The following is a 13,803-nucleotide window of genomic DNA, read 5'->3' on the forward strand; positions in this document are numbered from 1 at the left end:
TCCTGTTTTGGAAGTTTTTGTCGGATAAGTTCATCTATGACAGGCGAGCTTATCCCAACTCAAAATTTACTTCTTTTGATCTTGTTTTTTAAGCACGGTATCAGGATAAGCTCAAAAATAAAGTTCTAAACAGGATTTTCACCTGCGGAACAGAGCAAAAGCCAATGCAAGAACCGAAAGCGCACAGGCAAGTGTAAAGGCTGGAGCGGCTGCGGATGTGGAGGAAGGTTCGGTTTCCGGAACTGGCTGCTCTTTAGAAGTAGGAGTTTCGCCTTCGTAATATTCATTGGAAATGGTGCAGTAGGCGACTGTGAACTCGCTATTTACTACAGGTTCAGGATTACCTTTTTCTATAATTGAATAATGGAAGTTAATAGGCATTGATCCACCAGCCCACTTGTCGGTTGGTATAACAGTCCATTCAAAAATGTGAGATTCATTTGCCATCAAAACTGTTCTTGAATACTGGTTCATTTCAGAAGGCCCCTCTATAACCTCGAAGTAACCCTCTCCTAATTCTGTAAGTTTACCAGAAACTTTACACTCTTGATAGGCAGTCATGTTTATTTTGATATTAAAGGGCTCATTGATTTTTAAAGTAGGTTTTGCAATTTCCTTACCTGGCAAAATATTATCATTAAAGTAAACATCCATTTCTCCATAAGAACTGATAGCAATAGCTGTAACTGGTAAAAAAAAGATTCCAAAAACTATTACAATCAATAAGTATCTAATTTTCACGATAATCCCTCATATTCAGATGAAAGGTTTCCATAACCAGTTGAGATTTCAACGCTCCCTCCAAATTTATCGCCAACACCTTTTACTCCAGGTCCGACTACGGTTGCTGCATATCCATCAAAACTAAAATAAATTGGTGCATTACCTCCTAATAACAAGTAGTATCCGTCTTCATCAGTTTTTATAGGGTCATAAACATCGGAATCTTGTCTCACGTACCTCTGTCCTTTATGCCCAAAGTAAGGTTTTGGGATCACCTCATTATCGCTGTCAATAACAGTAAACACTTGATATTTCCCCACAATTTCATATGTCCAAACATTAACCGTAAAAACCCAGTGTGGTGGCAATACAGGGAGCCCGCATGGAACAGCTGCCATTGTCCGATCCAGCCTTTTTGTGACTCTGTCAGCTACCTCTCCCGAATACATATCAACGGTCTCATTTGCCAGGTTTTTCAGTTCACCATCAATATGTCCAAAAAGAATATCAATTATTTCACCTTTGCTGGCCGTAACCGCACAGATGCCGTTTGCAACACCGATTCTAACATCCGTATCGACCCTGTTCAAAGTGGCTTCAAGTTCATCAGGCTCGACCGGAGGCTTTGAGTTACGAATATCTGTTTTTACGATGGCGGCAAGTTCGGTTGCGAGCTGGTCTGTGGTGGATTTTTCGATAATCTCTTCATCGGAGAGGCTGTTAAGATAACCGACTGTGACTGCACGGACGCGGGCTTCTCCTATCCAGCCGGAAACAACAGGGTTCGAGCTTATCTCAGCGGCGACCTCTTCAGTAATCTGATACCTCATTTCCCGGGCGTAGACCAGTTTCAGGTTGTAGACTTCTGTGTTAAGGCGGCTTGTGTCCAGAGAAACTTCCTGTTCGCTGAGATTCTGCTCCAGCAGGTTAATTTCTGTGTTCAGGGTGGAAATGCTCCGGCTGATCTGCTGTGAAGTTTCGGTTTTTACGTATTCGCCGCTTGAAGAGATGGCATCTGCAATTTCTTCGGAGATGTTGGTTGTAAAAATGCAGGTATTCCGGACGCCGAGGGGGTAAATAGTTTTCCCGCCCATGGAATCAGCCCATTCGTACTCTCCCCTGAGGTCGAAGTCCGGATCGTGGTAGAGGTAGTTCGGCTTCTGGTCAACGATGAGGGTGAGGTTTTCGGTCCAGTTGTATTTGCTTTCGGGCTGGCCTGTAACTTTCATTGTGGAGATAATGCCCATATCCTGCCCGAGAGCCGAGGCAGCCCTCTCCATTGCAGGGTTATCGAAAAGGGTCATTGGGCCTGAAGTCACGCTGTCAAACGCGCCGGTACTGAGGCCTTTTTCCTCAAGAGCATCAAGGATGTAAGAGTTAAGGTTAGAATCCAGTTTTTTGTTCTTTTGATCGATATCTTTGAGCAGCCTGTTGTAAGCTTCGTTTCTTGCAATATAGCGGGCGGAGTCACTGGATACGTACATCTTGCCGGCTGGGGTGAGGTGCTGCTTTTTGTTTACGTAGGCTTCCCGGCTTGCCTTGAGGTCAAGAATGAGTTTTTTGGCAGTTTCCACCTGGAGGTCTGTAGGGTCCTGGCCTGGGGATTCAAGAAGAGAATAATTGAAGGTGGGGTTGTCTTTTTCAATGGCATCAAGCATTGCCAGCACCTCTTCAGCCATTACCCTGTGCAGCCAGGGTGGGATATCGCATTTGACAGTACGCTGTGTGAGATACATCCTGTCAGGGTAATTCCGGAAGGTGCTTTCGAGTGTCCTTATATTCACATAGGCAGCCCTGTACTTGTCTGCAGCATCGGAACAGCAAGGGTCAAACCTCTCTGCACCGGCAGTATACAGGGTTGTTTTCCTGTATTCTCTTTCTACAGGGTCGGTATAGGTTAACAGTCCCGTATAGCCTCCGGTGGGTGGGCGCTGGTGATAGATTACTGTAAGGTTTTCGGATTCGGTTTCTGTATGGTAGAAAGATTCCAGATCGGTTTTGCTTACGGTTTCGGAATCAGAGCTGCTTGATGTGCCGTAATTTGCTTCTTCGGTTTCGGTTCCGTCCGCGTTATGGCTGACAGTATACCAGACATATGTATATTTATAGTCGTAATCAATTTCCCACGTTGTCCTTATGTCATAATATATAGCATAACGGATGCCCCAATCAAAAATATGGTCCTCGCTACTGAGATAGCCGTCACCGGTCCTGTGCTCGGCAAGAAGCCGGTCATTAGCCCTGTAGTAGTATAGAGGCTCAACTCTTACAGCAGCTATCTCCACAGATTTTAAATCAATAGAGGTATCCGTAATTTGCCAGCTTTTTAGCCGCCCTCTTGGAGGGTCGATTTCAGGGTCAAGAGTTTTCGAATAAGAATTAGTAACGGAATCACTCCAGGTGTAAGAGGGCACAAGTGAACCTCTGTGCGTACCCGATGCCAAATAATCCGAGTCCCAGCCAACAGCGTGTCCGCTATATGAAACCGAATCCGGGTCAAAATCCGCTGTAATTGCCGAAGTTAGAGGGACAGGAGAATTGAACCCGTCCCTCCGGATCTGGCCCTTAACCGGAGCCGTGTAAACGCTGTCGGCAACATCATGGATAAGGTCTGGGGTTTTCTCGGCCCACACATGATCGTTGAAGACCCAGCCGTCGAGGACTCCCTGTGTGTAGTCGGAGGCTGAAACTGTTATTTCCGAATATCTGAAAAGCTCTTCATAGGAAGTGTTTACCTCTTCAAGAGACTGTTCTATACCTTCTTTCACATTCAGGCAAAAAGACCTGTTTGCTGCAAGGGAAGAGTACGCAGTCGTAAGGTTTATTCCTTCATCCGCCTCATAAGAAGGCACAGAAGCACTCGAACCAGTCGTATTTAATCCGGCTGCATTCAAATTGGTTGAATTCAGCAGGCTTGGGCTGGTTTTTGAATTGCTGGAGGCGCAGACGTCTTCATAAAGAACCTTTCCGTTGTAGTAAGTTGTGTATGCAAGAGCCAGGGGATCAACCGAGTCAAAGACTCTTTTTTGGGTGTAGAGCGTGGCCCCGTTAACCGAACTTGCAAGGGCAGGATTTGTCAGGATGTTCAGAGGCCCGTTTGCATAATGCTGCCAGGGGCCGTAGATAAAAGTCCTCAGGTTTGTTGCCCCGAGCACGACATTTGAAGTAGAGTCCAGGCTTGAGGAGGTCCCGAGTGCGGTTTCATATTCCCTTACAAGTTCTTCAAGCAGGGGTTCCCTTGAGGGGATAAGGGTGGAGAGGTTCATACTCAGATTGTACGTTTCTCCGGATTCGAGATCCACAAAGGTGTAATTTAAAACCGGGATTTCGAAGATGTAGTAGATCGTATATTTTTTGTTCGTGTATTTTTTGTCATCAGAGGAAATTTCCCGCTGCAGGGTCCCATTAACTTTCCTTACCCTTATCTGGCCAGGTTCTATGTCAGGTTCCACGTTAATGGCATACTCGAGAAAAGTGTGGCTGTTGTCCTGGTAATTTGCCAGAAGTAACCGGTTAAAAGCTTCTGCCGTAATATCTTTTATGGGGCTTGCTTCAATCTGGAACCAGTCCGAGGCTTTGAGTTCGTCTCCGTAATAAAGTTCGATGGATGCATACCCGGCTTCTGCCGTTTCCGGAACTTCCAGATATTCGTCGAATGATACTTTCTGAAGAAAACCGGTAGCCTGCCCATAATTTACACGTTTGATTTCCCGTCCTGCAGAATCGTTCACGACCAGGACAACATTCCTTTTTTTCCATAGCGACTCGATTTTACCCCAGACATCCGAAGGCAGGTTTATGGAGATTTGAAGGCTGTCTCCCTTCTCAGAGTTCTGGTTTTGCGGAGTTACCATGAAATTGTCTTCAGAAAACCTTTCAACCGGAACGCCTTCGGGCAGGATCACGGGGTGCTCTCCCTGCCACTCCAGGGCTTCCATCCCGGCATAGTTAAGGCAGCGAGCAAGATCGGATGCCGCAAGGGATATAGCTGTCTGCCGGGGGTCACTTTTCTCTGTAGTATAGATTGTTTCGGCAACCTCACTGTCCATTTTCAGAAGGTAGACAGAGGTGAAGGTTGCGACAAGGACAATGAAAATCCCGATTATGGAATAAGGAATATAAGCATGGGTATTCTGAAAAAAACAGGAACACTTGATAGATCTTTTCCCAGCTATGTGCTTCACCCCGGAAAATAAGCGATAGAAGAATTGAGAGATTATAAACGATAGAAGAATTGAGAGTTTAAAGTAAAAAATATTACAGAGTTATATGCATAAATACTTTTCTTTAGATCGGAAGAGATTAAAATCAAAAGAAAAAGATTCGATAATTAAAAACTAAGTAAATAGGCAAAAACGACGTAAACAACCAAAAACCAAGTAGAATAAAACATCCAAACAAGGAAAAAATCAAAAAGAAGAAAAGATTGATCCTTTTTATTTGCTGAATTTTTTGCTGAGATCCGCCACCCTTTGTTGAGACCATTCTGCCTTTACCGAGATTCCCCGACCTTCACAGCGTTCCTTTTCCCGGAAGGGATTTTCAGACTTAAATAATAAGCTTTCCAAGAAAATAACCTGGCTTTGCACCTGTAATTTCTACATTAGCGTATTCCCCTGGCTTGAGGCCAGAGCCGCTGATCACAACAGGACGGTAAGAGTCCGTACGCGTGAGGACATCGCCCATTTCCGTGTATTTCGAGACAAAAGCTTTGCCTCTCCAGCCAATCATTTCCTTCTTGGACCCAAGCTTTATCTGCTCGCACACTTTGTGCAGCTCGTGAGAGCGCTGGACGGAAATCCGGGAATCGAGGTTTCGGTAGGAAAAGGCTCTGGTATGCGGGCGGGGAGAATATCTGGAAATATTGATCTTTTCCGGTCGGTATTTTTTTACCCACTCTACGGTTTCTTCGAAATCCTCATCGGTTTCATCGCAGAAGCCGACAATTATGTCGGTGAAGAGAGAAAGGTCTCCGAAGCGAGCGCGGAATTTCGTAATGATTTCGTCCACAGCATCCATTTTATGCAGACGGTTCATTTTCTTCAGAACCGAGTGGGAGGCGGACTGGATGGGGAGGTGCAGGAGCTTAAAAACCTTATCAGAGTCGAAGGCGTCCACAAGCTCGTCCAGGATGGGGAGAACGGAAAAGGGGTTCATCATCCCGACCCTCACTTTGAAATCCCCGGGGATTTCCGAGATCATGCGCAGGAGCTCAGGAAGTTTCACTCCCGTATCCATCCCATACTGGCTGTCGTCCTGTGAGGTAAGCCAGATTTCCCTGCAGCAGTCTGCAACTGCGGAGCGGATATCTTTTATGATCTCCTCAGGCGGGAAGGAGAGGAGCTTGCCCCGGGCATGTTTTACGATGCAGTAAGAGCAGGCGAAATTACAGCCCTGAGAGATCTGGCAGATATGGATATTGGGATTTGAGCGCTCGCGTGGGACATTAAGAAAGCCCAGAGGTTCGGAAGTCCGAAGTTCCAGGTGTCCTCCTGCAGGCAGCCCTTCCGTTTTCCTTTTTTCGATTGAGGAGAGAAGCTCTCCCAGACGGGAAACCGCATTTACTCCAAGAATATGGGCTTCGGGATTTGCATGGAGGATGTCTTCAAGCTGGACCTCGGGCATGCAGCCAGAAACGATCACCTCCACGCCTTTTTCTCCCATACTGCGGATCTTATAGAGGATCTTTTGTTCTGTTGTGTACTTGACCGTGCAGGAATTGCAGATATAGACCTCTGCCTCCCCGGAAGCAACAGGGTTCAATAATTCGTGCCCTAGCCTCTCAACACTTGCTTTCATGATCTCGGCTGATGCCTGGCTTGCGGAACAGCCAAAACTCTCAAGATAGACCTTCATGTTTTAACTCGAAATTTTTGAGGTTTGTGTTTCAAAAGAGGTGAAAGAAAAAGGATGAAAAAGATGAAAAAAGGATTTACAGGTAGAGTGGAGTCTCCCGCTTATCCTTGATATAAATGCTGTCCGTGAACCTGACAGCTCCGGATGCCCCCATGGAAACCGTGTGTACTCTGGCATCCCCACCGCCGAAAAGGTTGACTTCGCGCAGGAAGTGGCCGGGAGTTACGGCTGTTGCGGAAAAAATGACATCGTTACCCGGAACAAGTTTGTCGGTATCAAGGATGTCATTAATGTTCTCAAGGGTAATTCCCATCTTTTCGAGCCTGGGCATCTTTTCCTCTATTTCTTCATCAATCTTATCCTTGGTTTTACCGTTTGCTATGGTCGGCAGAACAAGCCTTGCAAGGATTTTCCCCCCCAGGATTTTGATTGCAGCTGCAGTCAGGACAGCTTCTCCCGAACCGCCTGCCCCCATGACCATATGAATGCCTGAGCCGCGGACCGCAGTTGCAACGCCAGGCATGAGGTCTCCATCTGTAACCAGCCTTACACGGGCGCCGGCTTCCCGGATTTCGGTTATTTTCTGGGCATGCCTAGGGCGGTCGAGAATCACGACTACAAGTTCCTCAACCTTTCTTCCGAGGGCTTTTGCAACGATTTCGAGGTTGTGATTAACAGGAGCATCAAGGTCAATTCTTTCGTTAGGATGCTCTTCTTCATATCGAACGACATCGGGACCCACAACTATCTTATCCATGTAGATATCCGGACCGTGGAAGATCCCTCCCCTTTCAGCCATTGCCATGACAGCAACCGAACCCGGAGAGCCGTCTGCAGTAAGGTTTGTGCCTTCCAGAGGGTCGACTGCAATATCAACCTCAAGGTCCCCTTTCCCGGTCCCGACTTCTTCCCCTATATAAAGCATGGGAGCTTCGTCCCTTTCTCCTTCCCCGATCTTTATTATGCCTTTCATATCAAGTTTGTTCAGCATCCTTCGCATGGAGGCAACTGCCACCTGATCTGCAAAGCGCTTGTCCCCGCGTCCCATCTGATAGGCTGCGGCAATCGCAGCAGCTTCAGTTACCTGAATGAGCCTGGGCAGTAACTCGCATTCGATGGGCCCGGCGCACTCAATCATTTCTTCTACGGTCTTTGGATGAGGCATGATAATCGACTCTTAAACTCTTATTTTCTGTTTCCAGATAATAGTCTGATAATATCCTGATGATAATAATCCTTTTCTGGCTATTCCCTTTGTCTGTTAATGTGACCTGTTAACACAATAGTATATTAATATTTATTGGAAAGACCTGAGGACAGATATTTATCTTATGAAATGTTTATCGAAGAAAATCCTGTGTTCTATCCTGAAAAACGTTAATAAAACAGTATCTGGTTGAGCTGAATCCATTATTAAACACATTAAGCACCAAACATTAAGCACCAAACATTAAACACCAAACATTAAGCACCAAACATTAAACACCAAACATTAAACACCAAACGTTAAACATATCAAACGCGGAAATCCCTTATCTCACCAATAACTGAAGTGAAAAAACCATGAAAATACATTGCCTCCAGCACCTTAAAAACGAGACCCTTGGAAGCATAGGGACATGGGTGTCCCTGAAAGGGCACAGGCTTACAAAAACCCTGCTTTATGAAAACCCTGTCTTTCCCGAACCTGAAGAGTTCGATATGCTCCTGATAATGGGCGGCACCATGAGTGTTTATCAGGAAGAAGAGTTCCCATGGCTGAGGGCTGAAAAAGAGTTTGTAAAAATGGTGATAGATGCTGGTAAACCTGTGCTTGGGAGCTGTTTTGGGGCACAGCTGATTGCCGAGGTCCTGGGCGGAAAGGTTGCCAGAAACAGGTTCAAGGAAATAGGCTGGCACAGGGTAAAAGCTCCGGCAGGAGAAAACCTGAACAGTGGGGCGGGGACAGGTTCAGAACTTCCGTCATGCCTTTTTCCCGAATTTTTCGCATTCATGTGGCATGAAGACACCTTTGAAATCCCGGCAGGTGCAGTAAGACTTTTCGAAAGCGAAGCCTGCCCGAACCAGGGTTTTATTTACAGGGGTAACATTCTCGGGCTGCAGTTTCACCCTGAAGCTGACAGGCAGTGGATAAGAAATCTGATAGAAGACTCGGGGCATGAGCTTGTTGAGGGAAAGTTCATCCAGCCCGAAGAAGAAATACTCAGGCACGAACACCTTCTTGAAGACTCTCAGAGTATTGCTTTTTCCCTGATGGACTGGTTTGAGGAAAAGTGTGAAAAAGTAAAGTAAAGGCGAAGACGTTGAAGTATGCATAACAGCTGACTACAAAGTAACATAACAACTGAGTGTTAAGTAAGAACTAACAGCTGGTCATAAATTAAGAGCTAAAAAATGGCTATAAATTAGGAGCTAAAAGCTGGCAATAAATTCCAGATGACTATAAGTTGACAACTAAAATAATCAAGGCAGATCCTTGTTGTTTTAAATCCTGTTTACTTTAAGAAATCTGCCAGCGCAACCCTCTCAAGCACGAGTTCCGGAACATGTTCTTCACCAGAGGCTTCAATTTCTGCATCTGTAATTCTGAAGAGAGAAAGGATTCCTTGCTTTTTGGAATCGGAATAAGCAAGCAGTTCGGAACAGGGTTTTTCTGCGATGAGCTTCCGAAGTTCGGAGAAGGCCAGGAGTAGATTATCCATTTTTCCGAGCAGCACGAAAACCGCATTATTTTCTCCTTCGTGCAGCCCTATAGAAAAACTCCTTTCAATCTGCCGCTCTCCTGCTGCATAACGCATGATCTCGATGCCCGGATCTTTTGCCACGTTCCTACCTGCCGCGACAGCCCGGAGAGCTTTTCCCACTGCAAAATGAAGATGCCTTTCGCCCGCGATCAGGTCGGCATTCAGGCCCTGAATGGTCACCTCGTTTTCGGAAGCGGTTGTGGTTATTATTTTTAGAAAACCGGGAAGGTCCGGGATTCTCACCGCTCCACAAATAACCTGGATTTCCCTTTGCATTTCCATACTCCTGCCATATCCCGGGCTTTACAATAAGGATTTCGGTCGGAAAAAATGCGTGAGGAAATTAACAGGCACTCTGAACCCTGATATAAAAGCTTTTATTCTTCGAAGTGATAGACATAGCTAAGAATAAAATTAAGGAAGTAGATATATATATAGTATGAAAGTTAATAAAATAATTTGCATTTAAGAGGGGCAGGGAACTGAACTCGCATGTTTCCAGGAAGGTGTTAGAAATCCTGAAGAAAAAAGTCAAGTCGGAGTTCTGTTTCTGTTCGACTATTCCATCCAATGGCCTTACCGCGGTCTATAAGGAAACGGGAGAAAGGACGGAACTTATAGCAGCTTATATTAAAGCAGGGCTGCAACAAAACGAGCGCTGTATCTGGCTTGTCCCGGACCCTGAAAGTGCAGAAATAGCAAAAGAGTTACTTTCAAACTCAGAACTTGACATCGAAAGCTGCATAGAGAAATCCAGGTTTAAGATAATTCCCCTGCAGGAAACAGATGCCCTTTCTGTCGAACATAGCGAAGGCTCAGGGATCTATTTTAATTGGAACGCAGGGGTTCCTCAGAAAGAGATCCTTAAATTTATCCATACCGGAAACTGGCGGTACCTGCGCATTAATCTCGAAATAAAACCCTTCGGAAAGTCAATTTCCGGCCCCCTTAAGGAACTTAGACGTATCCTTAACGAAAACATACCCGAAAAGAAAATCAGACCACTTTTCACGATTAGAGAAGAGGAGCTTTCCCCGGGAGAGGTTTTAGACCTTGTAGAAGCCGGGGAGAAATTGCTGATCAACAGGGATGGAAAATGGAAATTTCTCAAAATAAAACAAGAAAGTCAAGATAAAAAATTTAAGACATTGATTGAGAGTTCAAACGACTCTATTCTTATACACGATATGAAAGGCAGGGTCATGGAAGCAAACCATGTAGCCTGTGAAATTTTCGGATATACGCGCAGTAAAATGCTCGGAAAACACATTAAGGATTTACGGACCAACATCCACCTGACCGAGTTCGGACAGCAGATAGAGAAGCTAAAGCAAACCGGATATTTTATTTTTGAGATGGATTCCCTGCGAAAGGACGGAACGGTCATTCCTCAAGAAATCAATAACAGACTAATTGAATACGAAGGAGAAAACGCCGTACTGTCCATTGGAAGGGATATCAGTGAACGAAAGAGAAACGAAGAAGCCCTGAGGGCTTCGGAAAGAAAATATAGAACGCTTTTTGAAGAATTTCCCGGAGGAATCGCCCAGTTCGATACCGAGGGAGTTATTACTCTCTGTAATGAGAGCTTTGTAAACCTCGCTGGAAGTCGTGAAAAAGAAAAAGTCAGCTTTAGTTTACTGAGCCTTTTGGACGGAGGAAACCCTGAAGAAAAAAGTGGAAAATGCCTCCCCAAAGTTCCTGTTCACCATGATCTGAAGTATATCTTCAGGAATGAAAACGGGATGATACCGGTTGCGATGACATACAAACCCCTGATATCTGAAAACTCCGGACTTGTCGGCGGTATTGTGCTTGTAGAGGACCTCACCGAAGTAAAGAGGCTGGAAGCTGTACGGCTTCAGCAGACAGAATCTCTTCGAAAACTGGTAGATTCGGTACCTATCCCCGCGTTTTGTAAAAACAGAAGTGGAATATATATTGCCTGCAACACGGCTTTTGAAACTTTTATGAGGATGCAAAAAGAAGAAATCCTCGGAAAATCTCTGTATAATTTTGCCCCCCCCGAAATTGCCGAAAAATGCCACACAATGGATATAGAATTGTTGAAGCATAAAAAAACCCGAGTTTATGAAACCTCTATTAGGTTTGCTGACGGTTCGATGCATCAGATAATGTTCAATAAATTAGTATTCAGCGGCGTGACCGAAGAAGACTCGATGCTTCTCGGTATTATGATTGATATAACAGAACGCAAGCAGGCCGAAGAGCAAATGCTTCAGGCAAAAATGGCTGCTGAAGCTGCAAATCAGGCGAAAACCACTTTCATTGTCAACATGAGCCATGAACTGAGGACACCACTGAACGCAGTTATAGGTTTCTCCGACCTCCTTTTAAGTGAAACTTTCGGCCCCCTTAACGAGAAACAGAAAAGATATGCAGAAAATATTTCGAAAAGTGGGAGTCATCTTCTCGACGTGATCAATGACGTACTGGACATCTCAAGGCTTGAACTCGGAAACATTGAACTTTACTATGAAACAGTGGACATCCCCGGAGTAATTGAAGAGGTACAGAGAGTTCTCTCTTCCTTCGCCGCGGAAAAAAAGATCCGCATAGATTATAAAGTTGAGCAGGACCTGGAAACCATAATTGCGGACAGGGTAAAGTTCAAACAGGTCCTTTATAATCTCCTGAATAATGCAATTAAATTCTCATTCGAAGGCGGAAAAGTAAACATCACTGCAAGGTCTGAGGAAAACATGGTTAAGATCAGTATAAAGGATGAGGGGATCGGCCTCCATGAAGCTGATTATGCCAGAGTTTTCCTGCCATTCGTGCAGATTGATGAGTCCATATCCAGGAAGCACGGCGGAGTGGGGCTCGGACTTGCGCTTGTCAAAAGGTTTGTAGAACTCCACGGAGGACATGTATGGGTTAAAGCCAGCCCCGGAAAAGGCAGTACCTTCACCTTCAGAATTCCAAAAAGACCTGAAAAGGAAATCCAGGAAAAAGAAGTCACAAATCCTTTACAGACCCTGTATAGTCTTGAAATTGAAAAGGAAGAAGAAAAATTAGAGAAAAAAAACGGTAAAAGCAATTTGAAGAAACGGAACAGAAGGGAAGGGATAGAATAGGAGGTCTAAAAAGAAAAAGAAAAGGAAAAAAAGGAAAGAAAAGCCGAAATTTTCAGTATGGGCCCTGAATTATCAAACATTTGAGAGCAACCTCAACCACAAACAACCCGAATATCACCATAAAAAAAAGAATCAAAAGGTTGAGGATGATCTGGCCGACTTTCGCCCTGACGGACGCCAGCTCATACATGCATATTCCCATATATTAATTATGTAGGAAAAGATATATAACCATTTGGAATCTTTCAAACTTATTAAAATATTCATACATGACAAAATATAAAAAAGGGAGATAAAGCCTTATCCTGCTTTTTTAACCTATTCCCGGCAAAATATCCCAAATTACCAGGAACTTTTTTTCTGTGACCGTTAATTTTTAGAAATATTTAATGTTCTCCACCAGGTCGTATTAAGCGAATTAATTCTTATTTAGCCCTTACTATCATTAATCGACCTTTATTATTCCCAATAAGTCAGTTAGTTCAGTCCGCTAGTTCTGCCCTTATCAGCCATTATTAGTCTCTATTACTTCATCAAGTCCGTAGTTCTGCCCTTATCAGCCATTATTAGTCTCTATTAAACTCATTCAGTCAAGTAGTTCCGTTATCAATCTTCTTCCACTACCCTGACAAAATTCCTATCTGATAAATCCTCTTTTCCGGACCAAAAAATTGCTTTATGGTATTTCCATACGTCCGGGTCAAACTCAAGAATGCCCACGTGGACGACAAGTTCAAAGACAAACCAGTAGCCTGCAAGCAGATGTCCCGTACGGATCAGGCCCAGAGCATTAGCGTTAAGCAAAGACGCAAAATACCAGGCTATTGAAAGGATCCATTCGGATACGGGGAGCCCGAGAGGAGCCCAATTAATATCGTAAAGCACTACTCCTGTTATGGCAATGAGAACAATTGCGGTGCTTTCGAAAATAACCAGCAGCTTGAGCATGGGATGAAGTTTTGTAATATAATGCCCTTCCCGTTCATTATAGAGCGTAAAAGCAGGATACCTGCCTTTCCCGAAAAAATTCCTGATGATATCAAAAAGGCGTTCTGCATCCTCCTCCCCGAATATGTAAGATTCCCTGAAATGGTTTATCCTGTCCCTGACACACCACCTCTCTCCCTTGCAGGAAAAGATATTATAGGGAACAAGGATCCAGTTCGCGGCCAGAAAAAAAGGAACCGCAATCAGATGGATCGACCGGGCAATCTGAAATGCCATGAAATCCCAGCCAAAGTAGATCCTGAACCCCGTGATAAGAAGGGTCAACATGGCAAGCAGGTGAACCAGGTGAGTAACCCTCTCAAGCCAGGTGTAGCGTTCAACGACCATCCTTCCGGAGGCAGGTTTCTCAGCAGACCGTACCATCCCAGGCCCCC

General features: G+C 44.8%; 9 protein-coding genes. 2 read left to right on the forward strand and 7 right to left on the reverse strand.

What is annotated here, in order from left to right:
* Positions 1–138: 138 nt before the first annotated feature.
* The 4 genes from ACSAZL_RS15030 to glpX all read right to left on the reverse strand — a co-directional run bounded on the left by ACSAZL_RS15030 (position 139) and on the right by glpX (position 7,744).
* Entirely contained in the window at positions 139–741 is a 603-nt protein-coding gene (locus tag ACSAZL_RS15030) for a sarcinarray family MAST domain-containing protein (RefSeq protein ID WP_440945434.1), read from the reverse strand.
* Positions 738–4,907, reverse strand: a complete 4,170-nt coding sequence (locus tag ACSAZL_RS15035) for a DUF7286 family protein (protein ID WP_440945435.1) — start codon at positions 4,905–4,907, stop codon at positions 738–740. Before ACSAZL_RS15035 ends, ACSAZL_RS15030 begins: the two co-directional genes overlap by 4 nt.
* Before the next feature lie 364 nt (positions 4,908–5,271).
* Complete coding sequence (locus ACSAZL_RS15040; protein ID WP_440945436.1) at positions 5,272–6,579, reverse strand: tRNA (N(6)-L-threonylcarbamoyladenosine(37)-C(2))-methylthiotransferase; 1,308 nt, start codon at positions 6,577–6,579, stop codon at positions 5,272–5,274.
* Positions 6,580–6,655: 76 nt separating this feature from the next.
* Positions 6,656–7,744: a class II fructose-bisphosphatase gene (glpX, locus tag ACSAZL_RS15045; protein ID WP_440945437.1), complete on the reverse strand. Its 1,089-nt coding sequence runs from the start codon at positions 7,742–7,744 to the stop codon at positions 6,656–6,658.
* 398 nt (positions 7,745–8,142) lie between these two features.
* Between glpX and ACSAZL_RS15050 the strand changes: the two genes are divergently transcribed.
* A complete protein-coding gene (locus tag ACSAZL_RS15050) occupies positions 8,143–8,871 on the forward strand; it encodes a type 1 glutamine amidotransferase (RefSeq protein ID WP_440945438.1) in 729 nt (242 codons plus the stop codon).
* Between the two features lie 203 nt (positions 8,872–9,074).
* On the opposite strand, the gene cgi121 is transcribed toward ACSAZL_RS15050, so the two are convergent.
* Entirely contained in the window at positions 9,075–9,599 is a 525-nt protein-coding gene (gene cgi121 / locus ACSAZL_RS15055; protein ID WP_440945439.1) for a KEOPS complex subunit Cgi121, read from the reverse strand.
* Positions 9,600–9,829: 230 nt separating this feature from the next.
* Here cgi121 and ACSAZL_RS15060 point away from each other — a divergent pair, with 230 nt between their 5' ends.
* Positions 9,830–12,421, forward strand: coding sequence for a PAS domain S-box protein (locus tag ACSAZL_RS15060; RefSeq protein ID WP_440945440.1), 2,592 nt, complete (start codon positions 9,830–9,832; stop codon positions 12,419–12,421).
* A gap of 52 nt (positions 12,422–12,473) precedes the next feature.
* Here the strand turns inward: ACSAZL_RS15060 and ACSAZL_RS15065 are convergent, their stop codons facing one another.
* Positions 12,474–12,623 (reverse strand): hypothetical protein, encoded by a 150-nt coding sequence (locus tag ACSAZL_RS15065; RefSeq protein ID WP_440945441.1) that lies wholly within the window; start codon positions 12,621–12,623, stop codon positions 12,474–12,476.
* A gap of 404 nt (positions 12,624–13,027) precedes the next feature.
* The gene (locus ACSAZL_RS15070) at positions 13,028–13,792 is read right to left on the reverse strand and encodes a cytochrome B (RefSeq protein ID WP_440945442.1); all 765 of its coding nucleotides are present in this window, start codon (positions 13,790–13,792) and stop codon (positions 13,028–13,030) included.
* Positions 13,793–13,803 lie beyond the last annotated feature (11 nt).

The organism is Methanosarcina mangrovi (assembly GCF_052057765.1).
In the GTDB taxonomy this organism is placed as follows: Archaea; Halobacteriota; Methanosarcinia; order Methanosarcinales; family Methanosarcinaceae; genus Methanosarcina.